The 25681-nt window shown below is 68.1% G+C and carries 20 protein-coding genes and 2 pseudogenes; 14 read left to right on the top strand and 8 right to left on the bottom strand.

Going from position 1 to position 25681, the window contains the following annotated elements:
• Positions 1–123: 123 nt before the first annotated feature.
• On the top strand, positions 124–843 hold the full coding sequence (locus ASD38_RS07200) for a response regulator (protein WP_056458862.1): 720 nt from the start codon (positions 124–126) through the stop codon (positions 841–843).
• Positions 844–845: 2 nt separating this feature from the next.
• A complete protein-coding gene (locus tag ASD38_RS07205; protein WP_056458863.1) occupies positions 846–2192 on the top strand; it encodes an ATP-binding protein in 1347 nt (448 codons plus the stop codon).
• 153 nt (positions 2193–2345) lie between these two features.
• On the opposite strand, the gene ASD38_RS07210 is transcribed toward ASD38_RS07205, so the two are convergent.
• Positions 2346–5393: a DUF4982 domain-containing protein gene (locus ASD38_RS07210; protein WP_056458864.1), complete on the bottom strand. Its 3048-nt coding sequence runs from the start codon at positions 5391–5393 to the stop codon at positions 2346–2348.
• Between the two features lie 332 nt (positions 5394–5725).
• On the opposite strand from ASD38_RS07210, the gene ASD38_RS07215 reads away from it, so the two are divergent.
• Positions 5726–5902: a hypothetical protein gene (locus ASD38_RS07215; RefSeq protein ID WP_056458867.1), complete on the top strand. Its 177-nt coding sequence runs from the start codon at positions 5726–5728 to the stop codon at positions 5900–5902.
• 48 nt (positions 5903–5950) lie between these two features.
• A pseudogene (locus tag ASD38_RS07220) lies at positions 5951–6190 on the top strand (type II toxin-antitoxin system RelE/ParE family toxin); the annotation flags it as partial.
• Between the two features lie 15 nt (positions 6191–6205).
• Here ASD38_RS07220 and ASD38_RS07225 read toward each other — a convergent pair.
• From ASD38_RS07225 to ASD38_RS07240, 4 genes are all read right to left on the bottom strand, one after another.
• On the bottom strand, positions 6206–7042 hold the full coding sequence (locus ASD38_RS07225) for a rhamnogalacturonan acetylesterase (RefSeq protein ID WP_056458876.1): 837 nt from the start codon (positions 7040–7042) through the stop codon (positions 6206–6208).
• Entirely contained in the window at positions 7039–8181 is a 1143-nt protein-coding gene (gene lldD, locus ASD38_RS07230) for an FMN-dependent L-lactate dehydrogenase LldD (protein ID WP_056458879.1), read from the bottom strand. The genes ASD38_RS07225 and lldD overlap by 4 nt, the downstream gene beginning before the upstream one ends.
• 4 nt (positions 8182–8185) lie before the next feature.
• A complete protein-coding gene (locus ASD38_RS07235) occupies positions 8186–8947 on the bottom strand; it encodes an SDR family NAD(P)-dependent oxidoreductase (RefSeq protein ID WP_056438460.1) in 762 nt (253 codons plus the stop codon).
• A gap of 87 nt (positions 8948–9034) precedes the next feature.
• Positions 9035–9865, bottom strand: a complete 831-nt coding sequence (locus tag ASD38_RS07240) for an IclR family transcriptional regulator (RefSeq protein ID WP_056458882.1) — start codon at positions 9863–9865, stop codon at positions 9035–9037.
• Positions 9866–10098: 233 nt separating this feature from the next.
• Here ASD38_RS07240 and rhmD point away from each other — a divergent pair, with 233 nt between their 5' ends.
• From rhmD to ASD38_RS07280, 9 genes and pseudogenes are all read left to right on the top strand, one after another.
• On the top strand, positions 10099–11277 hold the full coding sequence (gene rhmD / locus ASD38_RS07245; protein WP_056438467.1) for an L-rhamnonate dehydratase: 1179 nt from the start codon (positions 10099–10101) through the stop codon (positions 11275–11277).
• 21 nt (positions 11278–11298) lie between these two features.
• Positions 11299–12162: a fumarylacetoacetate hydrolase family protein gene (locus ASD38_RS07250; RefSeq protein ID WP_056458887.1), complete on the top strand. Its 864-nt coding sequence runs from the start codon at positions 11299–11301 to the stop codon at positions 12160–12162.
• On the top strand, positions 12159–12923 hold the full coding sequence (locus ASD38_RS07255) for an SDR family NAD(P)-dependent oxidoreductase (RefSeq protein WP_056458890.1): 765 nt from the start codon (positions 12159–12161) through the stop codon (positions 12921–12923). Before ASD38_RS07250 ends, ASD38_RS07255 begins: the two co-directional genes overlap by 4 nt.
• 29 nt (positions 12924–12952) lie before the next feature.
• A complete protein-coding gene (locus ASD38_RS07260; RefSeq protein WP_056438476.1) occupies positions 12953–13870 on the top strand; it encodes an amidohydrolase family protein in 918 nt (305 codons plus the stop codon).
• 29 nt (positions 13871–13899) lie between these two features.
• Positions 13900–14232, top strand: a complete 333-nt coding sequence (gene rhaM, locus ASD38_RS07265) for an L-rhamnose mutarotase (protein ID WP_056458895.1) — start codon at positions 13900–13902, stop codon at positions 14230–14232.
• Between the two features lie 31 nt (positions 14233–14263).
• A pseudogene (locus tag ASD38_RS25080) lies at positions 14264–14354 on the top strand (hypothetical protein); the annotation flags it as partial.
• Positions 14355–14447: 93 nt separating this feature from the next.
• Complete coding sequence (locus ASD38_RS07270; protein WP_235523784.1) at positions 14448–18143, top strand: beta-galactosidase; 3696 nt, start codon at positions 14448–14450, stop codon at positions 18141–18143.
• 47 nt (positions 18144–18190) lie between these two features.
• Positions 18191–19300: a beta-galactosidase BglB gene (gene bglB / locus ASD38_RS07275; protein WP_056458898.1), complete on the top strand. Its 1110-nt coding sequence runs from the start codon at positions 18191–18193 to the stop codon at positions 19298–19300.
• 173 nt (positions 19301–19473) lie between these two features.
• Positions 19474–21051, top strand: coding sequence for an MFS transporter (locus tag ASD38_RS07280; RefSeq protein ID WP_056458901.1), 1578 nt, complete (start codon positions 19474–19476; stop codon positions 21049–21051).
• Between the two features lie 139 nt (positions 21052–21190).
• Here the strand turns inward: ASD38_RS07280 and ASD38_RS07285 are convergent, their stop codons facing one another.
• On the bottom strand, positions 21191–21529 hold the full coding sequence (locus ASD38_RS07285; RefSeq protein WP_235523785.1) for a hypothetical protein: 339 nt from the start codon (positions 21527–21529) through the stop codon (positions 21191–21193).
• A 134-nt stretch (positions 21530–21663) separates the two neighbouring features.
• Between ASD38_RS07285 and ASD38_RS07290 the strand changes: the two genes are divergently transcribed.
• The gene (locus ASD38_RS07290; RefSeq protein WP_056458907.1) at positions 21664–23691 is read left to right on the top strand and encodes an MGH1-like glycoside hydrolase domain-containing protein; all 2028 of its coding nucleotides are present in this window, start codon (positions 21664–21666) and stop codon (positions 23689–23691) included.
• A 241-nt stretch (positions 23692–23932) separates the two neighbouring features.
• On the opposite strand, the gene ASD38_RS07295 is transcribed toward ASD38_RS07290, so the two are convergent.
• Positions 23933–25513: an alpha-N-arabinofuranosidase gene (locus ASD38_RS07295; RefSeq protein ID WP_082560696.1), complete on the bottom strand. Its 1581-nt coding sequence runs from the start codon at positions 25511–25513 to the stop codon at positions 23933–23935.
• Positions 25514–25582: 69 nt separating this feature from the next.
• Positions 25583–25681 (bottom strand): hypothetical protein (locus tag ASD38_RS24525; RefSeq protein WP_235523789.1); only part of this gene is annotated, 99 nt, incomplete at its 5' end.

Consider the following 25681-nt stretch of genomic DNA (forward strand, 5'->3'; position numbering starts at 1 on the left):
GACGTCGCCATCCGACCATCGCCGGGCAATCCCCGGTTTGCGCGCGTCCGACAAACTGTGTCGAAGTGTAAACGAGCCCGGTCACGTCTTTCGCGGAGCCTGGGCTTGAGGCATTTCCTTGCCATGGCCGACAACACGCTGATCGCGGTCGTGGAAGACGACGCCGAAATCCGGGACCTGACCCTGGGGCTGCTGCGCCGCGAGGGCTATGAGGTCGTGGGCTGCGCCGACGCCGAGGCCTTCGACCGTCTGGCCGCCCGCCGCCGGGTGGACCTGGTGCTGCTGGACATCATGATGCCGGGCGAGGACGGGTTGTCTGTCTGCCGCCGCCTGCGGGCGGCCGGCGACGTCGCCATCCTGATGGTCACCGCCAAGGGCGACGACATCGACCGGGTGATCGGCCTGGAGATCGGCGCCGACGACTACCTGCCCAAGCCCTACAATCCGCGCGAGCTGCTGGCCCGGGTGCGGGCGATCCTGCGCCGCACGCGCGAGGTCCACCGGGTGGCCAGCGCGCCGCCGGGCGAAGTGCTGGGCTTCGCCGGCTGGCGGCTGGACACGGCCAGCCGCGACCTGACCGATCCGGACGGAAAGCCCGTCGTCCTGACCGGCGGCGAGCACGACCTGCTGATGGCCTTCCTGCGCCATCCCCAGCGGGTGCTCAGCCGCGACCAGCTGCTGGACTGGACGCGACGCCGAAGCGCCGAGCCGTTCGACCGCGCCGTCGACGTGCTGCTCAGCCGCCTGCGCCGCAAGCTGGGCGAGGCGTCCGACGGGGCAGCCCTGATCAAGACCGTGCGCGGCGGCGGCTATCTGTTCAGCGCCCCGGCGGAACGGCTCTAGCGATGATGCTGTCCGACAACCTCTCCACGCGCATGACGGCCATCCTGCTGGCCGGGCTGGCGGTGATGCTGGTGATCGGCGCGGCCCTGCTGGTCTGGCCGCAGGGCCAGGGCGAAGGCGGCGTGCGCTTCTATCAGCTGCCCCGTCCGTCCGAAGCCCTGGCCATCGTCGAGGCGGTCGAAGCCGTTCCGCCGGCGACCCGGCCCAAGGTGGTGAAGGCGCTGGACACCGGCGTCATCCGCACCACGCTGGAGACCGACTTCCCGCCCCCGCAGCTGCGCGCTCGGGCCGCCGACGACGGCGACGCCGGCTACGAGGCCTATCGCCAGGCGCTGGGCGGTCGCGACATGCGGATCGACATCCGGCGCGGCGGCCGATTGCGCGAGGGCGCCCTGCCCGGCCGCCACGCCCTGCGGCTGTCGGTGCGCCTGGCCGACGGCGAGGTGCTGGTCCTGCGCCGTCGCGCCCCGGAGACCGCCCGCCGGTTCTTCGGCCGCGTGTCCCTGGCGGGCGCGGCCCTGCTGGTCGTCACCCTGCTGATGCTGGTCCTGGCGGTGCGCCAGACCACCCGGCCGGTCAGCCAACTGGCTCACGAGGTCGCGCGGTTCGGCGCTGACCTCGACGCCAAGACCCTGCCCCTGCGGGGTCCGCGCGAGCTGCGCGAACTGTCCGTGGCCTTCAACACCATGCAGGGACGGATCCGGGGACTCATGGATGAGCGCACGCGGATGCTGGCGGCCATCGCCCATGACCTGCGCACCTATCTGACCCGCCTGACCCTGCGGGCCGAGTTCATCGCCGACGAGGTCCAGCGCGCCAAGGCCGGGAGCGACCTGGCCGAGATGTCCCAGTTGCTGGACGACACCCTGCTGTTCGCCCGCCAGGACGCGGGACGCGGCGACGGGGCGCGGTCGGTCGATGTTCGCCGCGAACTGGAGACGCTGGTCGCCTTGCGCCGGGAGATGGGCCAGCCGGTCGCCTTGGCGCCGGAGGCGGCCGGCGCGGCCTGGGCCTCGCCGCTGGCCCTGCGGCGCATGGTCGACAACCTGCTCGACAACGCCGCGCGCTATGGCGGCGCGGCGAAGGTCGACGCCCGCCCCCTGGGCCGCCGCGTCGAGATCATGGTGCTGGACGACGGACCGGGCCTGCCGGCCGAGGTGCTTGAGACCATCACCGCCCCGTTCGAACGCGGCGAGGCCTCGCGCAACCGCCGCACCGGCGGGGCGGGCCTGGGCCTGTCGATCGTCCAGGCCCTGGCCAAGGGCCAGGGCGGCCGCCTGACCCTGGCCAACCGCCCCGAAGGCGGGCTGGCGGCGACGATCGAGCTGCCTTCGGGGCCGCTGTCCTAGGGCTTATCGACATTCAGCGTTGGTCCGGATGCGAAAACCTCGTCCTTCGACAAGCTCAGGACGAGGTTTTCTACCGCTCAGGCCTACACAATGGTCCTCATCCTGAGCTTGTCGAAGGACGAGGACCACGCACGGCGTTGAGTGTCGATCAGCCTAGGGCTTGCGATACAGCTCCGCCTCGATGATCCCCAGGCCGCCGCCCGCCGCCACCTTCTCGGCGCCGGTGTCCAGCCCCGCCCGCGCGCCGGTGATCTCGACGATCTTGCCGAAGGCGTCGCGGTCGACGGTGGGACCGGTCAGGGCGATGCGCAGCCTGGTCCCCTTCACCGGCTTTAGCGGCAGGGTGACGTAGCCCAGGCTCTTGGCCGGCACGCCCTCGTAGACCGTGACGCCGTCCAGAGTGACGCGCAGCGGATACGACCGCAGGCGCCAGCCGATCAGTTTCAGCACCACCGCGTCGACCACCTGGGGCTTGTCGAGCCGGTACTCGATCCAGGCGTTGGCCAGCCGGCCGTCGCTGGCCCAGTGGGTCATCTCGTCGTCGTCCATGGCCAGGCCGACGGTCGCCGGATTCGAGCCGGCCGCCGTGGCGACGGGCTTCACCGTCACGCGGCGGATCTTGAACGACGGCGTCGAGGGGGTCGGGCCGCGCGCCAGGCTGACCGGCGGCGGGGCGTCGACGGCCGGCGGCGGCGCGACGTCCAGCGTCACGGTCGCGGGCTCCAACCCCTCGGCCCTCGCGGTCACCGTGACCTTGCCTGCCTCCAGCGTCGATCGCAGGGCCACCCGGTTGATGCCGGCCTCCACCGGCAGGTCCCGTGACAGGATGTAGTTGTCGTCGCCCCGCGAGGCGCCGGCATAGGAGGTCACGCCGTCGACCGCCGCCGGAGCCTTGGTGACGACGTTGCCTGTCGGCGAGGCCAGCGCCTGGGTCGGTCTGGCCCCGCCCTTGGAGTCGCCCTGGGCGATGCCGCCGCGCCATTCGGCCGGACCGGAGACGTCGAACTTCACCAGGTCCAACGCCGTCGGGACGCGCCGGCCCTGGGCGTCCACCGCCTCGACGTCGACCAGGGCGATGTCGGCCGCGTCGGCCCGCCAGCCGGTCGGACCGACATGCGGCGTCAGGCGCAGGGCCGCGGCCGGGCCGGTGGTCACGACCTCGTCCGACGACACCGTCCTGCCGCCGGCGTCGCGGCCGACCGCGCGCAGGGTTCCCGGCGCCCAGGCCACGGCCTTGAAGGTGAACAGGAAGCCGTCCGACTTCACGCCCCGGCCCAGCGACTTGCCGTTCAGCACCAGCTCGACGCTGTCGGCGCTGGAGACCACCAGCACGTCCTTGGTCACGCCCGGCGCGTAGTTCCAGTGGCCGACGATGTGGCTGCGCGGATGCTCGACGTCGACCCAGCCGTCCCACATCACCTGGTGGGCCCAGAAGCCCTCCTTGGGCAGGCGCATGGCGTCGACCTCGCCGCTGCGACGGTAGTTGTTGTCGCCGCGGAAGTGGGTGTTGCTGTCGGAGAAGATGATGTTGACCCCGCCCGAACTGACGCGGTCGCCGCCGCCGGGCCGTTCGCGCCAGTAGTCGAACCAGCGGCGCACGTCCTCGGCCGCCTGGCTGTCCTGGTTGCGGTTGTAGTCGGGGCTGTCGATGTGGAACGGCGGGGTGAAGTCGTCCTGGAACTTCCGCGCCGCCTCGTCGCGGGAATATTCCATGGCCCAGACCGGCTTGGTCGCGCTCTTGTTGATGTACAGCATCTCGCCGCCGTACTCGGCGACCTTGCTGTTGAGCATCTCGCGCGAGCCGATGGCGCGGCCGCCGTGCGGGTCGAACTGGTCGCGGACGGCCTTGAGTTCGGCCATGTGCTCGTCGCTGATGTTCTCGTTGCCGCCCTCGTAGAACAGGATCGAAGGGTTGTTGCGGAAGCGGACGATAGCGTCGCGCATCACCTCGATCCGCTGCTCCCAGCGGCGGCCGGTCACGTCGCTCTCGGCGTCGCCGGCCGGCATGGCCTGGGGCAGGCCCACCCGGTCGGCCGACTCGACGTCCTGGGCGGCGGGCGTGATGTGCATCCAGCGCACCAGGTTGCCGCCGCTCTGGACCATCAGGCCGTTGGAGAAGTCGCTGATCCACGGCGGGATGTCAGTCCCGAGCGCCGGCCATTCGTTGCTGGTGCGCTGGGCGTAGCCGTGCACCTGCATGACCCGGTCGTTGAGGAAGATCATCCCGTTGCGGAATTCGGTCTTGCGGAAGCCCGTGCGGGTGACGACCGCGTCGACGCCGGCGCCGTTCTCCACCAGCTCGGTCGTGACCGCGTAGAGGTAGCCGTAGCCCCAGCTCCAGAAACGCAGGCCCTTCAGCGGCGCCTGGGCCGAGACGGTGCGGGTCTCGCCGGGGGCCAGGGTGATCGCCGGGCCGTCGAACGCCCCGGCCGGCTTGCCGTCGACGTCGCGCAGGCTCACCCGGTACCGGAAGGTGCGCGGGCGGTCGGACTCGTTGCGGACCTGGGACTCGGCGTGCACCGTCGCCGCGCCGCGCCTGGTGTCGAACCGGTCGGCCCAGACATAGACGCCGGTCGTGCCCAGGCTGGAATAGAGCGGCAGGGTCTGGTGCAGGCCGTCGGTCAGGTGCAGCCGCACCGCCCGGTGGATCCCGCCGTAGTTCACATTGAAATTGTCGTTGTTCCACTGGAAGCCGCTGCCGCTGGCGCGCTCCTTGTACTTCCAGTCGCTGTCGACTCGGACGGCCACGACGTTGACGAACGGCGCGGGCTTGAGGGCCTTTGTAGCGTCGACGCCGAAGGCCGTGACCCCGTTCTCGTGGCCGCCGACCCGCACGCCGTTCACATAGACATCGCCGGCCTGGCGCACGCCCTCGAATTCGATGAAGGCCTTGCCGCCGACCGCCGGCCCGGCGTTGGTCGGCAGGACCAGGCGCTTGCGATACCAGACGATCGCGCCCTTCAGGTCGTGGATGTCGACCTTGAAGGCCTCGTCCTCGTTCCAGGCGCGCGGCAGGGTGACGGACTTCCAGGCGGCGTCGTCGAAGTCGGGCTTTTCGGCTCCGACGATGTCGCCGACCGCCATGCGCCAGCCGTCGTTGAAGGGCCGGTCGATCCGCGGCGCGGCGGTCGCGATCCCGGCCAGGCCCAGGCAGAGGACGGCGCACAGCCAGCTCAGGATCGATCCCGAAACGCGTCGCATCGTGCCGCCCTCCAAATTGGCCAGGCCACTTCGGGCCTTTCGCCACCTGTGGCTTGACATCCGGCGCCCTGTCAAGCATTCTCATTATATCGGATGATGTTCCATATTATGGAATCTTGGCCGTCGGGATTTGAACCTCGGTTCCTTCCCTCCCCACACACGCACTCGCCCGTTTCCCCCCATCCGGGCCAGCGGAGCACCTTTCCAGGTGCTCCGCTTTTCTTTTGCCTGAAGGATGGGGAGCGCCTTCCAGAGGCTCCGCCTTTCTTTTTGCGCGTCGACGCAAGACGGACGAGACTGCCTTTCGTGCCTCTCCATGGTATGTTGAGCCTATGAAGCCCGAACCAGCCATCTTCGACGACATCGACGAAGCAAGCGACGCTGCGGCCATCGCAGAGGGCTTGGCCGATATCGAGGCTGGACGCGTCATCAGCCACGAGGCCATGAAGCGATGGCTTCTTTCGTGGGGGACGCCGGCCGAACTTCCGTCGCCCAAGATTGGCGACTAGTCGCGGACGATGGCGCGGCCGCCGGTGCTCTGATCGGAAAGATCACGGCGAGATCTCGCCGGAATACACGCCTATATCGGCCAGTTCGCGCCTCTGGCGGCGCAACGCTTCACGATGCGTCTGATCACGGCCGTTGAGAGCCTGGCCGAGCATCCCCACCGCGGTCGGCATGTTGGCCAGGACATCCGGGAGATGGTCGCGATCCGTCCCTATCTCGTCGTCTACAAGATCACGACAGGAGGCGTGATGATCCTTCACATCAAGCACGGCGCGCAGCAGCCGGATTAAGCGCTTCTGGTGCGTCTACCGGCCCAGGCAGCGTGGTCCGCCGAGGATCGGCTGGTCGCCGGTCGAGGCCGGGCGGACATAGGCCGAGACCGGCAGCTTCAGGAACGCCAGGCGAGCGGCCACCAGGGCCGCCGCCAGACGCGCGCCGCCCTCGTTGATGTGGGTCGTGTCGCTGATCCCGTTGGGATAGCGGGCGACGCCGTCCCGCGGCGTGTAGATCAGGTAGAAGCCGCGCGACCCCGCCTCGCCCCGCGCCTGCTGGGCGCCCATCATGTCGGCGTCCAGGTCGATCAGCGGCGTGTTCGTGGCCTTGGCCACGTCCCGCACCGCCACCGCATAGGCGCCGTGGGTCTCCTGGACCTGGTCGTCCAGGAACACGTGCTTGGCGATCGGGGTCATCAGCACCGGCTGACCGCCGGCCGCCCGCACGTCGGCGACGAAGCGGGTCAGGTTGTCGGTATAGGCGCCCTGGGGATCGGTGAAGCGGACGATCTTCACCCGGTCGGCGTCGTTGTGGCCGAACGCGATCATCACGGTGTCGCCCGGCTTGATCTTCTCCAGCAGCCCGGCCCACAGCCCCTCTTCGATGAAGGTCTTGGTCGAGCGGCCGCCACGCGCCAGGTTCACCACCTCGACGCGGGGATCCAGCGAGCACTTCAGCACCATGCCCCAGCCCATCTGCGGATAGGCCGAGGCGCCGTAGTTGGCGGCGGTGGAATCGCTGGCGATCAGGATGCGGGCGACAGGCGCGGCCATCGGCGGCGGCGGCGGCACGGCGGTGAGGTCCGGCGACGGCGCGCCCGGCGCCGCCTGAGCCAGGGCCATGGCCGCGACCAGAGAGGCCAGGCTCATCGCTCGACCTTGGCCAGGATGGAGCGGTCGATCTCCGCCAGGGTGTTGACGCCGGTCAGGGCCATGGCCACGCGCATCTCCTTCTCGATCAGGTCCAGCAGCTGGCTCACGCCCGGCCCGCCGCGCGCCGCCAGGGCGTAGACCCAGGCCCGGCCCAGCAGCACGCCCTTGGCGCCCAGGGCCAGCATCCGCACCACGTCCAGGCCCGAGCGCACGCCGCCGTCGGCCAGCACGGTCAGCCGGTCGCCCACGGCGTCGGCGATGTCGGGCAGCGCGCGGGCCGAGGACAGCACGCCGTCCAGCTGCCGCCCGCCGTGGTTGGACACCACGATGCCGTCGGCGCCGATGTCGGCGGCGGCCTTGGCGTCCTCGGGATCCAGCACGCCCTTGATGATCAGCGGGCCCTTCCAGAGGTCGCGGATCCACTCCAGATCCTTCCACTGGATCGAGGGATCGAAATTGGCCCCCAGCCAGCCCATGAAGTCCTCAAGGCCCGAATTCGCGCCCAACACCGGGGCGACATTGCCCAGGGTGTGGGGCCGGCCCATCACGCCGACGTCCCAGGCCCAACTGGGCTTGAACACCGCCTGCATCAGACGCCGCGCCGCCGCGTTGGGACCGCTCATGCCCGAGTGGGCGTCGCGATAGCGGGCGCCGGGCACGGGCATGTCGACGGTGAACACCAGGGCCGTGGCGCCGGCGTCGGCCGCCTTGGCCAGCAGGTCGCGCATGAAGGCCCGGTCGCGGAGCACGTAGAGCTGGAACCAGATCGGCGTCGGACTGGCCTTGGCCACCTCGGCCAGGTCGCAGACCGAGACGGTCGACAGGCAGAACGGCACGCCCTTGGCGGCGGCGGCCTTGGCCGCCTGGCACTCGCCGCGCCGCGCGTACATGCCCGTCAACCCCACCGGGGCCAGGGCGACCGGCAGGGCCTGGTAGTGGCCGAACAGGGTGGTCGAGGTGTCGACCTGGGAGACGTCCTTCAGCACCCGCTGGCGCAGGGAAAGGTCGGCCAGGTCCGAGACGTTGCGGGCCAGGGTCCGCTCGGCATAGGCGCCGCCGTCGATATAGTCGAACAGGAAGCGCGGCAGCTTGCGCCGCGCCGCCTCGCGAAAGTCCGTGGTCGACGAGACGATCACCGGATCACTGCAGGTTCACGAACGCGCCGCCGTCGACCAGCAGGGCCGCGCCGGTCACGTACTTGGCCAGATCCGAGGCCAGGAAGACGATCGGTCCGGCCAGGTCGTCGGGCTCGCCCAGGCGGCCCAGCGGGATGCGGCCGGCCATGTATTCGCGCTTGGCGACGTCGGCCAGGTCTTCCTTGTTGATCGCCGTCTCGATGGTGCCCGGCAGCACCGAGTTGCAGCGTATGCCGTACTTCCCGAGCGCGATGGCGGTCGATTGCATGAGGCTGTGCACGCCGGCCTTGGTCGGGGTGTAGTGGGTCTGCATGCCGCCGCCGACCAGGGCGCTGATCGAACTGACGGCGATGATCGCCCCGCCGTCGCCCTGCTTGACCATCTGGTTGGCCGCCGCCTGCACCATGTAATAGGCGCCGTGGAGATTGACCCGCATGGTCCGCTCCATCACCTCGGGCGGCATGTCCAGGAACGCGTGGAACGGGCAGATGCCGGCGTTGTTGACGAAGACGTCGACCCGGCCGAACGCCTTGACGGCCGCGTCCACGAAGGCCTTGGCGGTGGCGACCTCGGCCACGTCGCCCTTCACGGCGATGGCGCGGCGGCCCAGGGCCTCGATCTCGCGCACGGCGTCGGCGGCGCCGGCGTCGTCGGCGTGATAGTTGATCGCCACGTCCGCGCCGTGCCGGGCGCAGCCGATGGCGGCCGCCTTGCCGATCCCCTGCGAGGCGCCGGTCACCAGCACCACCTTGTCCTTCAGAAGCATCGTTCCTCCACTCTGCACCAGGGACCGCTTTCATCAGTTGGAGCGTGACGGGCGCCGAAACCGGCATCCACTTTCGGCTGTCACGCTCTACCGTTTGGCGGCCGCTCTCTTCTCGTTCCAACCCAGTTCGACACCGATGGCGTTGGCGCACTGGCGCACGGTCTCGGTCAGGTCGGCCATGCGCGCGTCGTCCATGTACTGGGCCGCGCCCGAGACGCTGATGGCCGCGACGATCGCGCCGCTGGGTCCGCGGATCGGGGCCGCGACGCAGCGGATGCGGTCCTCGTTCTCTTCAAGGTCGTAGGCCACGCCGCGCTTGGCGTAGTCGCGCATCCAGGCGATCCACTGCTCCTCGTCGGGACCGTGCTCCGAGCGCGGGCCTTCCTTGCGATAGAGCTCGCGCCAGCGCGCCTCGGTCTCGTCCAGCACCAGGGCCTTGCCCAGGCCCGTCGAGCGGATCGGCTGGCGGTCGCCGACGCGCGAGCTGATGTTGATCCGGCGACGGCCGGTCAGCTTGTCCAGGTAGTGGGCTCGGTCGTCTTCCATGACGCCCAGGTGGACGGTGTCCTCCAACTCTTCCCACAGGCGCTCGAGGTGCGGGCGGGCCAGGCGCGGCAGGTCCATCTGCTGGCCGGCCAGATAGCCCAGCTCAAGCAGCTTGGACCCCAGGCTGTAGCCTTCGCGCGGGGTCTGGGCCAGCAGGCGGCGCTCGACCAGGGCCGTGGCCAGGCGGTGAGTCGTGCTGCGGGTCAGGCCCAGGCGCTGGGCCAGGGCGGGCAGGCCGATGGTGCCGGAATCGGCGACCACGTCGAGCAGATCCAGGCCCCGGAACAGCGTCTGGCTGCCGCTGGGCGCCTTCACGCTGGCACTCTCATCCTTGGCCACTACCGAGGCTCCCCTTGACGCGTCACGTTTCATTTTGTAGCACTCTCTCTCATAATATGGTACCTAGCGCAAGCGGCGAAGGCGACGTTCCGGTCACTGAAAGCCAGGGCGCGCCACCGTGTCATAGGACGTCTCGGGGAGGTAGGCGCGACCGCTCAAGGTTTCGCCAAGCATGTCGAAGGCCTTTGCCTCACGATACGCCCTTCTCTTCCTTTAAGTAGATCGCTTCCTTCTTGGGAAGTGTCGGGCTGGAGCTGGTTTTTCCCATGCCGTTTCCCCTCATCCGGCAAGTTCGGGCCTATGTCGTGCGTGGCGGCGGGGCCGATTATCACGATCAGGGCGAGGGGCACTGGATCGACGACCACATCGCCACCCCGATGTCCCGCTACCCTGAATACCGCCAGAGCCGCCAGAGCTTCGGCATCAACGTGCTGGGCACGCTGGTCGTCGAAATCGAGGCCGCCGACGGCACGGTCGGCTTCGCGGTGACCACCGGCGGCGAGCCCGCCGCCTATATCGTCGAAAAGCACCTGGCCCGCTTCCTGGAGGGCCGCGATCCCACCGAGATCGAGAAGATCTGGGATCAGATGTACTTCTCCACCCAGTACTACGGCCGCAAGGGCCTGGTGGTGAACGCCCTGTCGGGCGTCGACCTGGCGCTGTGGGACCTGCTGGGCAAGCTGCGCGGCGAGCCGGTCTATCACCTGCTGGGCGGCAAGGTCCGCGACGAGCTGACGTTCTACGCCACAGGCGCGCGGCCCGACCTGGCCCAGAAGATGGGCTTCATCGGCGGCAAGATGCCCCTGCACCACGGCCCGGCCGAGGGCGAGGAAGGCCTGCGCAAGAACCTGGAAGAACTGGCCACGATGCGCGAGCGCACGGGCGAGGATTTCTGGCTGATGTTCGACTGCTGGATGGCGCTGGACCTGAACTACGCCACGAAACTGGCCCACAAGGCCCACGAATATGGCCTCAAATGGATCGAGGAGGCGCTGAGCCCCGACGACTACTGGGGCTATCGCGACCTGAAGAAGAACGCCCCCAAGGGCATGCTGGTCACCACCGGCGAGCACGAGGCCACCCGCTGGGGCTTCCGCATGCTGCTGGAGATGGAGTGCTGCGACATCATCCAGCCCGACGTCGGCTGGTGCGGCGGCATGACCGAGCTGGTGAAGATCTCCAACCTGGCCGACAGCCGCGGCGTGATGTGCATCCCGCACGGCTCGAGCGTCTACAGCTACCACTTCGTCACCACGCGCCATAACAGCCCGTTCGCCGAATTCCTGATGATGGCCCCCAAGGCCGACGAGGTGGTGCCGATGTTCCACCCGCAGCTGATCGGCGAGCCCGTGCCGGTGAACGGCAAGCTGAAACTCTCCGACGCCCCCGGCTTCGGCGTCGAACTCAATCGCGAGGTCGGTCTGCACCGGCCTTACGCCCGCTGATCTTCTCGAAAGCCTAGACCCATGAAACTGCTCCGTTACGGTCCCCGCGGCGCCGAAAAGCCCGGCCTCCTCGACGCCGAGGGCCAAATCCGCGACCTGTCGGGCCACGTCGCCGACATCACCGGCGCCGAACTGTCGCCCGCCGGCCTGAAAAAGCTCGCCGCCATCGATCCGGCCACCCTGCCGCTGGTCGACGGCTCTCCCCGCTACGGCGTGCCCGTCAAGGGCGTCAGCAAGTTCATCGCCGTGGGCCTGAACTTCGCCGACCACGCCGCCGAGTCGAACCTGCCGATCCCCGCCGAGCCGGTGCTGTTCACCAAGGCCGTCAGCTGCCTGACCGGCCCGAACGACCCGGTGATGATCCCGCGCGGTTCGGAAAAGACCGACTGGGAAGTCGAGCTGGGCGTCGTGATCGGTTCGCGCGCCTCCTACGTCTCGGAAGCCGAGGCCCTGGACCACGTCGCCGGCTACGTGCTGATCAACGACGTCTCCGAGCGCGCCTTCCAGATCGAGCGCGGCGGCACCTGGGACAAGGGCAAGGGCTGCGACACCTTCGGTCCGGTCGGCCCGTGGATGGTCACGTCCGACGAAGTGGGCGACCCGCAGAACCTGGGCATGTGGCTGGACGTCAACGGCCAGCGCAAGCAGGACGGCTCGTCCAAGACCATGATCTTCCCGATCAGCAAGCTGGTCTCGTACATCAGCGAGTTCATGACGCTGGAGCCGGGCGACCTGATCACCACCGGCACGCCGCCCGGCGTCGGCATGGGCCAGAAGCCCGCGCCCGTCTATCTGAAGGCCGGCGATGAAATCCGCCTGGGCATCGAGAAGCTGGGCGAGCAGCGCCAGATCGTCGTCGCCTGGTCCAAGGATGGCGTCGCGTGAGCACCGTCTACGCCAATCCCTACCTTGGGCGCTTTTCCGGCCGCACCGCCGTCATCACCGGCGGGGCTTCGGGCCTGGGCAAGGCCGTGGCCGCGCGCATCGTCGCCGAGGGCGGCCAGGTCTCGCTGTGGGATCTCGACGCCGACGGTCTGAAAGCGACCGCCGCCGAGGTGGGCGCCAAGCATACGGTCGCCCTGGACGTCTCCGACCAGGCGGCCGTCGCCGCCGCCGCCGAGGCCGCCAACCAGGCCTTGGGCCGCATCGACATCCTGGTCGCCTCGGCCGGCATCACCGGCGCCACCGCCCCGGTCCACGAGTACCCGCTCGACAGCTGGCGGCGGGTGATCGACATCAATCTCAACGGCCTGTTCTACTGCTGCCGCGAGGTGGCGCCGTTCATGATCGCCAATGGTTACGGCCGGATCGTCAACGTCGCCTCGGTGGCCGGCAAGGAAGGCAATCCCAACGCCAGCGCCTACTCGGCCTCGAAGGCCGGCGTGATCGGCCTGACCAAGTCGCTGGGCAAGGAATTGGCGACCAAGGGCGTCATCGCCAACAGCCTGACCCCCGCCACGTTCGAAAGCCCGATCCTGGAGCAGCTGCCCCAGAGCCAGGTCGACTACATGCGCGGCAAGATCCCGATGGGCCGCCTGGGCGAGATCCACGAGAGCGCGGCCATGGTCTGCTTCATGGCCAGCGAGGAGTGCAGCTTCACCACCGCCTCGACCTTCGACACCTCCGGCGGCCGCACGACCTTCTGAGGCCGAACCTTAGGGAGAAACGGGGAGCGATGACCTATCTCGGCCCGATCATCGACCCGCACATGCACCTGTGGGACCTGGAGCGGCACTACTACAGCTGGCTCCAGGACACCCCGCTGCCGAACAACCCGGCCGGCGACATGTCGTCGATCGCCTACCGCTCCTATGGGCTCGATGACTACCTGGCCGACACCGCCGGCTGGAACGTCGTCCAGACCGTCCACGTCGAGTGCGGCCTGCCGCCCAAGGACCAGCTGTCGGAGACGGATTGGCTGCAGGGCCTGGCCGACACGCGTGGCGTGATCGGCGGGATCGTGGCGGGAGCCAACCTGAACGATCCGGCCGTCGAGGCGCTGCTCGAAGCCCACGCGGCGCGGGCGACCGTCCGCGGCGTGCGCCAGATCGTCAATTGGCACAGAGATCCGGCCAAGACCTATGGCCCGGCCGACCTGCTGCTGGATCCGCAGTGGCGCAAGGGCTACGCCCTGCTGGCCAAGTACGGCCTGTCGTTCGACCTGCAGCTCTATCCCTCGCAGATGGCCGCGGCCGCGGCGCTGGCCGCCGCGAACCCGGAGGTTTCGGTGATCGTCAACCACGCCGGCATGCCGACCGACCGCGACGAGCCGGGCTTGCAGGCCTGGCGCGACGGCCTGGCGCTGCTGGCCCAACGGCCAAATGTCAGCTGCAAGATCTCGGGCCTGGCGATGATCGACCGGGCGTGGACGATCGACAGCCTGCGGCCCTTCGTGCTGCGGGTCATCGAAACCTTCGGCCCCAGCCGCTGCATGTTCGCCAGCAACTTCCCGGTCGAGAAGGTGCACGGATCGTTCGGCGGCTTCTACGAGGCCTACGACACGATCACGGCGGACTTCGGCGAGGCCGAGCGGTCCCTGCTGTTCGAAGGAACAGCCGCCCGCGTCTACCGCCTGCCGCCGCCGAACGCCTGAACCACAAAGACAAGAAACGGGAGGACACGATGAGCAACCACCAGGACCGGCCCCTCGCCTTCCGCATGCAGTTGAAACCCGGCGTCGCCGCCGAATACGAGCGCCGTCACGACGACCTGTGGCCCGACCTGGCCGCCGCCTTGCGCAAGGCAGGGATCCACGACTATTCGATCTTCCTCGACGAGGAGACGATGAGCCTGTTCGCCGTGCTGCGCCTGCGCCCCGACAACACCAAGGACGCCCTGCCGCTGGAGCCGGTGATGAAGCGCTGGTGGGACTACATGGCCGACCTGATGGAGGTCCACCCGGACAACAAGCCGGTCGAATGGCCGCTGAAGCCCGTCTTCTACTTCGAGGGCTAGGGATGTCGCGCCAGCCCTTCCGCGCCATCGCGAAAATCTCGTCCTTCGACAAGCTCAGGATGAGGTTTTCGACCGCAACCCCTGCAAATGGGTCTCATCCCGAGCCTGTCGAAGGACGCGGGCCACGCACGGCGCTCGCCGATCGATGCGCCCTTGGCTTAGCCGCCACGCTGCTGGCGACCACCGCCCCCATTCAGTCGTCTGGGGCCGAGCCCGTGCGCTACACGATGACGGCGTTCACCAACGCCAGCCAGTCGAACATGAGCGTCTACGACTCGGCGGACGGGACGCGCTTCACGCTGAGGAAGCCGCTGGCCTACACCCCGCCCAAGGGGCTGATCCGCGATCCCAGCGTGATGCGGCATACGGACGGTTGGTATTACGTTGCCTACACCACCGGCTGGTCAGGCGACACAATCGGCCTGGCCCGCAGCCAGAACCTGACCGACTGGACCTTCCTGCGCGATGTGACGGTGGAAGTCCCCGGCGCGACCAACAGCTGGGCGCCGGAATGGTTCGCGGATCGGGACGGCTCGGTGAATCTGATCCTGTCGGTGTCGACCACCGGCATCGCCGGCCAGTTCCAGCCCTATCGCATCACCGCGACTGACGCCTCGCTGGCGACCTGGAGCGCGCCCAAGCCGCTGGCGGGCCTGGGGCCCAACTTCATCGACACCTTCGTGGTGCGCGAGGGCGGGCTCTACAACGCCTTCGCCAAGAACGAGACCAGCAAGTTCGTCGAGCTCTACACCGCCCCGTCGCTGGACGGGCCGTGGCAGCCAAAGGGCGTGGGCGACTGGGCCGGCTGGGGCAGGTTCCTGGAAGGCCCCGCCCTGAGCCGCGCGCCCGACGGCGCCTGGCGGATCTATTTCGACGCCTACCAGGACAAGCGCTACTGGTTCAGCGACAGCAAGGACGGCTTCCGGACCTGGACGCCGAAGACCGAGCTGCCGGAGCTGTCCGGCACGGTGCGCCACTTCACGGTGCTGAAGGAAGGCGGCGAACCGGCCGTCGCCGCCAGGCCCGCCCCAGTCCATCAGATCACCTGGGACAAATACTCGCTGAAGGTCGACGGCGAGCGCGTCTTCTCGTGGGGCGGCGAGTTCCACCCCTTCCGCGTGCCCAGCCCCGACCTGTGGCGCGACATCCTCCAGAAGATGAAGGCCAGCGGCTACAACACCGTCGCCATCTATTTCGACTGGGGCTACCACTCGCCGAAACAGGGGGTCTACGACTTCAACGGCGTGCGCGACATGGACCGCGTGCTGACCATGGCCAAGGAGGAAGGCCTCTACGTCATCACCCGCGCCGGGCCCTATGTGAACGCCGAGCTGACGCGCGGCGGCTTCCCCGGCTGGATGGTCAACCAACAGGCCCGGGCCCGCACCGACGCGCCGGAATACCTGACCGCCGCCGACGAGTGGCTGACCCAGATCAACGCCGTCATCGCCCGCCACCAGTTGACCACCAGCCAAGGCACGGTGATCGCCCACCAGATCGAGAACGAGCTGGACGTCGTCGGCGCCCCGCAGCAGCGCTACATGCAGTGGCTGGACGACAAGGCCAAGGCCGACGGGATCACGGTCCCGATCTTCCATAACGACAAGGGCCGCAACGGCTATTGGGTCCCCAAGGGCTCCAACGTGCCGGGCACGGTGGAGGGGCCCAACGACCTATACGCCTTCGACGGCTATCCCGGCGGCAGCTGCAAGGTCGACTCCACCCCCTCCAGTCCCGGCGTCGCGCCCGACTGGGGACTGTACGGACCGGGCGGGGCCAAGGGCGGCGCCTCGGCCAGTCCGAACACCCCCGGCTTCGCGGCCGAGTTCGGCGGCGGCTGGTTCGACTACTGGGGCAGCAACGGCGACTACGACTGCACCGCCATCCATCGCGGCGTCGGCTACCAGCGGGTGTTCTACGCGACCAACATCGCCAACGGCATCACCCTGCAAAGCTTCTACATGACCTATGGCGGGACCTCGTGGGGCTGGCTTCCGGCCCCGGTGGTGTTCACCTCCTACGACTACGGCTCGGCGATCGACGAGGCCCGGGGCCTGCGCGACAAGGCCCGGGTGATGAAGCAGATGGGCGAGTTCGTCGCCGCCGTCCCGGACATCCGCCGCATGGACAAGGGCGAGGCGGTGGCTCCGTCCAACGACAAGGTCCGTGTCTATCACAACGTCAATCCGGAGACGGGCAGCCACCTCTATGTGGTGGTCCACAATCCCAGCAGCGCCACCGGCGACGAGGCCTTCACCTTCAAGGTGAAGACCCGTGACGGCGAGTACGTGGTCCCCTCGCGGATCAAGGGCCAGGACAGCAAGATGCTGATGGCCGGCTACGATCTGGGCGGCCAGCGGCTGGTCTATTCGACGTCCGAGATCCAGACGCACCTGAAGTGGAACGACGGCGACCTGGCCCTGCTCTACGGCCGCGTCGGCGAGGCGGGCGAGACGGTGCTGCGTTATGCGTCCTCCCCAAAGGTCGAGGTGCTGGAAGGCGAGGTCGCCCAGGCGTTCGACGCCGCCAAGGGCGATCTGAAACTCACCTACACCCACAAGGGTCTGACCCGCGTGCGGATCACCGGCGGCGGACGCCCGTCCCTCACCGTGCTGCTCGCCGACGCCGAGACCGGCCAGACCTTCTGGCGCCGCGACACCTTGTTGGTGCGTGGCCCGGGCCTGGTCCGGAGCGACACGATCAAGGGCGGCGTCCTGGCCCTGACCGGCGACACCGAGACCGACAGCCCGCTGGAGGTCTTCGCGCCCAGGGCGGTGACCGCGATCCGCTGGAACGGCGCCAAGGTCGCGGCCAAGACCACCGCCTCGGGAAGCCTGCTAGCCGACAAGCCGCTGGCCGGCCCGGCGGCTGTGACCGTCCCCGACCTGGCCCAACTCGACTGGAAGACCGCGCCCGGCTCGCCCGAGGCCGATCCCAAGTTCGACGACGCCGCCTGGCTGAAGACCGAGGGCCGCCGCAGCGGCTCGACCGTGCGCGGCCCCACGGGCCAACCGGCCCTGGACATGAGCGCCTACGGCTTCCACCAGGGCGACGTCTGGTATCGCGGCCGCTACCAGGGCAAGCCCGACATCGACACCCTGACCCTGCACTACGGCGGCGGCGGCGCGGGCATGCTGCAGGTCTGGCTCGATGGCCGGTTCCTGGGCCAGCACGAGCTGGACGGCGGCCTGCCCCGCCCGATCACCACCGGCGTGGCCACCTTCAAGCTGCCCGAGGACCTGCGTGGGACCGGCGAGCACCTGATCTCGGTGATGGTGCGCAACAACGGGCACAACTGGGACCTGGACGCCGACGACTTCCACAAGGAAGCCCGCGGCCTGATCTCGGCCTCGCTGTCCGGCCCCGCCAGCTACAGCTTCGCCGTGCCGATCGCCTGGAAGATCCAGGGCAATCTGGGCGGCGAGGACATCCAGGACCCGGTGCGCGGCAACGCCAACAACGGCGGCCAGTATGGCGAGCGGATGGGCTGGCACCTGCCGGGCTTCCCCGACGCCGCGTGGGCCAAGGCCGACATGGCCGCGACCAAGCCCTACGCCGGCACGACCTGGTACCGCACGAACTTCGACCTGAACCTGCCCAAGGACCAGGACACCACCCTGGGCCTGACGATCGGCGATCCGACCACGCCGCGCTCGCCCGGCCGCTACCGGGTGCTGATCTTCGTCAACGGCTGGAACATGGGCCAGTTCATCGCCAATGTCGGTCCGCAGCGGACCTTCGTCCTGCCGACCGGGATCATCGATCCGCACGGCAAGAACACCCTCGCCCTCGGGGTGACCAGTGACGGCGCCCCCGGCGACGCCCTGGAGACCGTCAAGCTCGTCAACCTGCGCAGCGTGCGCGGCGGCCTCCCCGTCGCCCGCGTTCCCGCGCCCGATTTCAAACCCTAGACCGGACGCTCCCCCGTCCGCGCGAAGACCTCCAAGGAGACCACCCCGTGCCCAATCTCGCCCACGGCCTCGAGGCCAAGGACATCAAGGCCAAGATCGCCCTGCTGATCAGCAACCTGGTCGACATCCAGGACGAGACCGGCGAGTTCCTGCTGCGCCTGGACGACGGCCGGGTGATCGACACCAAGGGCTGGAACGACTGGGAATGGACCCACGGCGTGGGCCTATACGGCCTGTGGAAGCAGTACGAGATGACCGCCGATCCGCGGGCCTTCGAGATCATGACCCAGTGGTTCGCCGACCGCTTCGAGGCCGGCACCCCGACCAAGAACATCAACACCGTCTCGCCGTTCCTGACCCTGGCCTACCTGTACGAGGCCACCGGGGACCACACCTACCTGCCCTATCTGGAAACCTGGGCCGACTACGTGATGTACGAGGGCCCGCGCACCGAGGAAGGCGGCTTCCAGCACATCGTCTTCAACAGCGAGAACCCGCAGCAGCTGTGGGACGACACGCTGATGATGAGCGTCCTACCGCTGGCCAAGATCGGCCTCTTGCTAGGCCGCGACGACTTCGTCGAGGAGGCCAAGCGCCAGTTCATGGTGCACGTGAAGTACCTGGCCGACCGCAAGACCGGCATGTGGTTCCACGGCTGGACCTTCGAGGGCCGGCATAACTTCGCCGACGCCCTGTGGGCGCGCGGCAACTGCTGGGTGACGATCGCCATCCCGGAGTTCATCGAGCTGTTGGACCTGCCGCCCGGCGACGCCCTGCGCGACTTCCTGATCGACACGCTGGAAGCCCAGATCAAGGCCCTGGCTCGCTACCAGGACCAGGACACCGGCCTCTGGCATACCCTGGTCGACGACAAGACCTCGTACCTGGAGGCCTCGGCCACGGCCGGCTTCGCTTACGGCGTGCTGAAAGCCGTGCGCAAGCGCTACGTCTCCAAGGACTACCAGGCGATGGGGATCAAGGCGCTGAAGGGCGTGCTGGCCAACATCGACGACAAGGGCGAGCTGCAGCAGGTGTCGTTCGGCACCCCGGTGTTCGACACCCTGCAGGGCTACAAGGACATCCCCCTGACCTCGATGCCCTACGGCCAGTCGCTGGCCATCCTGGCCCTGGGCGAGTTCCAGCGGGCGTTCATCTAAAACTCGGCGCGCGGTCCTCGTCCTTCGACAAGCTCAGGATGAGGACCATTGCCGGCGCCGGGAAGTAGAAAAACCTCATCCTGAGCTTGTCGAAGGACGAGGTTTTCGTCCCAGCGGCCGGACGTAACACCAAGACGGGGCTTCAGACCCTGTCCCAAAGGGAAGAGACGACGATGGCGACGCCGGACATCCGCAAACCCTCCTGGGTCACCTATTGGAGCTGGGGTTCCGGCGACATGCTGGGAGCCGGGGCTCAGGCGGTCATAACCGGCTGGCTGGCCTACTTCTTCATCACCTTCTGCGGCCTGTCGGCGGTCGAGACCGGCTTGATCCTGGGCCTGCCGCGCCTCTTGGAGGCGATCACCTGTCCGCTGATCGGCTACATCTCGGACAACCTGCGCCACACATGGGTCGGGCGGCGCATCGGCCGACGCAAGATCTTCCTGATCGTCACCATCCCGCTGCTGCCCGCCTTCGCCCTGATCTTCGTCACGGGCCAGACCTTCACCTACTACCTTCTCACCTTCGTCTTCTTCGAGTTCCTCTACACGATGTTCCTGATCCCGTGGGAAACCCTCGCGGCGGAAATGACTAAAGATTACAAAGAGAAGGCCAAGTTCGCCGGCGTGCGGATGCTGATCGCCCAGAGCTCGGCGATCCTGGCCTCCTACCTGCCGACCCTGATCATCAACCACTTCGGCGGCAAGGATTCGTCCGGCACCTTCCTGATCATGGCGGCGATCTTCGGCGGCCTGTTCAGCCTAGTCGTGCTGCTAGTGGTGCTGTTCACCTGGGAGCGGCCCTATACCGAGGCCGAAAAGCTGATCCAGCCCGAGCCCATGGACTGGGCCAAGGCCGCGCTGATCCCGGTCAACATGTTCCGCGACCTGTTCTCGACCCTGCGCATCAAGGCCTTCCGCCAGCACCTGTCGCTGTATCTGGGCGGCTATATCTCGCAGGACATCTTCAACACCGCCTTCCCCCTGTTCGTGGCGACGGTGATGATGGGGGCCACCCTGGTGATCTCGCAGTTGATGACCACAATGTACGTCGCCCAGCTGATCTCGGTGATGATCGCCATCAACGTGGTCATCCGCACCGGGCCCACCGTCGCGTACCGCATGGCCATCAGCTTCGTCGGCGCGGCCCTGCTGCTGTTCCTGGCCTTCTACCTGATCCGGCCGGCGGGCTTCGCCGAGGGCCTGACGGCCCTGGGCGGCAACCTGTTCGGCGGCGGCGCCTCGCCGACCGTGCTGTTCTGGCTGTTCGTGCCGATCATCCTGGCGGGCCTGGGCCGCGGGACGCTGAACTTCGTGCCGTGGAGCGTCTACAACTACCTGCCCGACGTCGACGAGGCCGTGACCGGCCAGCGCCGCGAGGGCATCTTCGCGGGGGTGATGACCTTCGTGCGCAAGATCGCCCAGTCGGGGGCCATCGTCGTCACCACCTCGCTGATCGGCCTGGGCGGCTATATCTCCGCCGACAAGGCCCATCCCGGCGTGGCCGTGGTTCAGTCGCCCGAGGCGGTGCGCGCCGTGGTTCTGGTGATGGTCGGCGGGCCGATCCTGGTCATGCTGTGGGGCCTCTGGATGTCGTGGTCCTTCCGCCTGAACGCCCGCACGCACGAGGTCCTGATCCACGAGGTCGAACGCCTGCGCGCCGGGGCCACCGAGGCCGAGAGCGACGAGTCCAAGGCGATCGTCGAGAACCTGACCGGTTGGCGCTACGAGCGGCTGTGGGGGCGCGGCTAAGAGCCTATCCGCACTCGACTCGGTGCGTGGTCCTCGTCCTTCGACAAGCTCAGGATGAGGACCATTGTGCAGGTCTCGGCAGTAGGAAACCTAATCCTGAGCCTGTCGAAGGACGAGGTTTCCGCTTCCCAAGTTGTTCCTACCCCTGACCGGGGACCGGCAGCTTCTCCATGATCTCCACCGAGTCCCCCGGGAAGATCGCGAAGTGCGGGTGGTTCTCGAACATCGCCGCCGCCGCCTCGTGGGACTCGGCCCGGACGATCACATAGCCGGCGACCTTGTTGCGAATGTCGCTGACGCCGTCGGACCCCGTCTTCTTGGTCTTGCCCAAGGGGCCGCCGCTATCGACCACCGCCGCGGCGTGATCGGCCATCCACTGACCCCACGCGGCCATGCCCTTGGTCTTGGTTTCGTCGCTGAGCGACGAGGGGTCCATCGGCGTGTCGGATCCCATGTACAGAGCCAGAAACGTCTTCATCGCCATCTCCCTTGTTGGCGTGCCCCCTACAGGACGGGCGGGAGCCTAACGCTTTCCTCGCCGGACTCGCATGAAAGATTGGCGACGCCCGCCAAGCCGAATAATACTCAGACAAAATTACCGGGGAGGATCGGATGGCGTCGACGAGACTGGGCTTGAAGCTGGCCATGGCGCTGTGGGCGACGACGGCCCTGGTCGCGCTGCCCGCCCTGGCGGCCTCGCCGAAGCTGGACGCCCACGCGATCGCCACGGCCCGGTTTGGAAACGACGCCCCCTGGTACGAGGGCAATATCCCGCTGTTCGAATCCTCGGACCAGAAGCTGGAGCAGATCTACTACTACCGCTGGAGCGTGTTCCGCGCCCACCAGCGCGACCTGGGTCCGCGCGGCTATATCACCACCGAGTTCCTGGACGACGTCGGCTGGCAGCGCGAGCCCTATGCCAGCCTCAACGACGCCACTGGCTTCCACATCCAGGAGGGGCGCTGGCTGCGCGACCGGCGCTATGCCGGCGACTATGTCGACTTCATGTACGAGGGCGGCGGCAACGACCGCCACTTCGCCGAGGCCATCGCCGACGCGACCTGGGCCCGCTTCCTGGTCGACGGCGACCAGGACGCCGCCACCCGCCACCTCGGCGCGATGAAGCACATCTACGCCCTGTGGGACGACCACTACGACTTCGACAAGAAGCTGTACTGGATCGAGCCGCTGCTGGACGCCACCGAATATACGATCAGCTCGATCGACGCCTCGGGCGGCAAGGACGGCTTCAGAGGCGGCGACGCCTTCCGTCCCTCGATCAACAGCTACATGTACGCCAACGCCCGGGCGATCAGCCGGCTGGCGGCCCTGACCGGCGACACGGCGACCGCCGCCGACTACGCCGCCCGCGCGGTCGATCTGAAGGCCCAGGCGCAGAAGAGCCTGTGGAGCCGGGACTTCGCCCACTTCATCGACCGCTACAAGGTCAACAACGCGCACGTGAAATACTGGGACCCGATCCGCGGCCGCGAACTGGTCGGCTACCTGCCCTGGACCTTCGGCCTGCCCGACGACACCCCGGCCTACGCCCAGGCCTGGAAGCACGCGGTCGATCCGAACCAGTTGGCCGGGCCGGCCGGCCTGCGCACCGTCGAGCCGTCGTACGAGCGCTACATGCGCCAGTACCGCTACGAAGGGACCGCGCCCGAGTGCCAGTGGAACGGCCCGGTCTGGCCGTTCCAGACCACCCAGGTTCTGACGGGCCTGGCCAACCTGCTGAGCGACTACCATCAGGACGTGGTCACCCGCGCCGACTACGCCCGCCTGCTGGCCCAGTACACCCAGCTGCATTTCAAGGACGGCAAGCCGGACCTTGAGGAGGACTACGATCCGGCCACCGGCAAGGCCATCGTCGGCCTGGCCCGCAGCCACCACTACAATCACTCCGGCTATGTGGACCTGGTGATCAGCGGCCTGGTCGGCCTGCGGCCGCGCGCCGACGACGTGCTGGAGGTCAATCCGCTGGCCCCCAGCGACCCGACCGATCCGAACTTCCTGCAGTATTTCAGTCTGCGGGACGCGCCCTATCACGGCCATCTGGTCGGGATCTCGTGGGACGCCGACGGCTCGCGCTACGGCCGCCAAGGCCTGGTGATGACGGTGGACGGCCAGGAGGTCGCCGCCTCGCCGACCTTGAAAAGGCTGACCGCGCCGCTGGCGCGCAAGGCGCCGACGCCGATCGCCCGGCCGATCGACCTGGCGGTCAATCTGGTGCGCTCGGACTATCCGCGCGGCTCGGCCTCGGCCGGCGACGATCCCAAGACCGTTCACCAGGCCCTGGACGGGCGGGTGTGGTTCTTCCCGGAGATGGCCAACGGCTGGTCGCCGGGTGCGGACGCGAAGCAGCCGTGGTTCGCGATCGACTTCGGCAAGCCGGTGTCGGTGCGCTCGGCCGAGCTCAGCTTCTTCGCCGACGACAAGACCTTCGCCGGACCGTCGCGCTACCGGCTTGAGGCCTGGCGCGACGGCAAGTGGGTGGACCTGGCCAAGGCCCCCGCTCCGTTGGCCAACGGCGTCGACCGCACGGCCTGGGCGCCGATGACGACCACCAAGCTGCGGGCGGTGTTCGATCTCGCGCCGGGCAAGGACATGCGGCTGGTCGAGATGAAGGTGTTCTGAGTGAACTTCCTCTGATCCGCCAGCTCAACGTCGATCAACGGCCGTCATCCTCGGACTTGTTCCGAGGACCCCTGCTTCAGCCGCGAAGAAGGATGATCCGTGGAGCGGTGAGCTCGCGGCCCGAACCCAACCGAAAGCTCGGCGGACCTAGGGGTCCTCGGAACAGGTCCGAGGATGACGGGTGTTGGGGGTGTAGACGGCCGGGGACATGCGCATGCACATGTCCCCATCAGCGCCAGCCTTAGTTCAGATCCAGCACCACCACCGACTTGCTCGGCAGGATCGCGGTCAGGGTGTCGCCCTTGATCGAAGCCGCCGTGAAGGCCGCCGGCTTGACGGCGTTCGGGGCTTCGAACGTGTTGTGGGCGCTCATGGTCGGCCCGGTCAGCACCCGGCCCTTGGCGGTCTTGCCGGTCATGCCCGAGAGCTTGACCGTCACGGTCGCCGACTTGTTCGGATCCAGGTTCACCAGGGCCAGGTGGACCACGCCGGCGGTGTCCTTGCCCGCCGAGGCGCTGACCGCCGGCACACTGGACTTGCCCACCGTATAGGCCGGGCTGTTCAGCTCGACCGGCAGGGAGGTCGCCCCCTGGAAAGGCTTGTACAAGTCGTAGACCCAGTAGGTCGGGGTCAGGACCATCTTGTCCTTGTCGGTCAGGATCATCGCCTGCAGCACGTTGACCATCTGGGCGATGGCCGTCAGCCGCACCCGGTCGGCGTGCTTGTGGAAGATGTTCAGGGTGGCGCCGGCCGCCACCGCGTCGCGCATGGTGTTCTGCTGGTACAGGAAGCCGGGATTGGTGCCCGGCTCGACGTCGTGCCAGATCCCCCATTCGTCAACGGCCAGGCCGACCCGCTTCTTGGGGTCGTACTTGTCCATGATGGCGGTGTGCTTGCTGATCAGGTCTTCCATGCGCAGGGCCTGGAACATGGTGTCGGCCCAGACCTGTTCGTCGAACTGGGTGGCCGAACCCTTGTTCTCCCACTTGCCGCTGGGGATCGTGTAGTAGTGGACGCTGATCTGATCCATGTTCTTGGCCGCGCCGGCCATCACCGTTTCGGTCCAGCTGTAGTCGTCGCTGTTGGCACCGCCGGCGATCTTCTCGGTCTTGGTCCCCTTCGGCACCCGGATGAACTCGGCGAAGTTGCGGTAGAGATCGGTGTAGTGGGCCGCCGTCATCTGGCCGCCGCAGCCCCAGTTCTCGTTGCCGACCCCGAAATAGTCGAGCTTCCAGGGCTTATCGCGGCCGTTGGCGCGACGCATGTTGGCGATCGTCGAGCTGGTCGGCGAGACCATGTACTCGACCCACTCGGCCATTTCCTGGGGCGAGCCGGTGCCGACGTTGCCGGCGACGTAGGTCTTGGCCCCGATCAGCTCGGCGAACTCCATGAACTCGTTGGTGCCGAAGCTGTTGGGCTCCTCGACGCCGCCCCAGACGACATTGACCTTGGTCGGGCGCTTGTCGCGCGGGCCCACGCCCTCGCGCCAGTGATAGTCGTCGGCGAAACAGCCGCCCGGCCAGCGGACCAGCGGCACCTTGATGGCTTTCAGGGCCGCGACCACGTCGTTGCGGTAGCCCCTGGTGTTGGGGATCTTGCTGTCCTCGCCGACCCAGACGCCCTCGTAAATGCCGCGCCCCAGGTGTTCGGCGAACTGGCCGTAGACCTCGGGCTGGATGACCGGACCCGGCTGGTCGGCGCGCAGGGCGCCCGTGACGGCGGTCTGGGCGACGGCGGCTCCCGCGCCCGCCAGGGCGGCGGAGGCCAGAACGCCCGAGGCGAGTCCGGCGACGAGCGCGTGCTTCAGCGTGGTCAGCTTCACGTGTTTTCTCCCTAGGCCCGCCGTTTGTCGGCGCTGGTGCTGGTTCGAAGGTCGGGGCGGCGCCCCGGACTAATGGTTATCCCGGGGCAGGCCCTTGGTCTGGGCGATGCGCTGGTACTTGACCGCCGGCTCCAGCACCGCCCCGGTGTCCATCTGGCCGATGATGGC

This window comes from Caulobacter sp. Root487D2Y (assembly GCF_001427165.1).
Classification (GTDB): domain Bacteria; phylum Pseudomonadota; class Alphaproteobacteria; order Caulobacterales; family Caulobacteraceae; genus Caulobacter.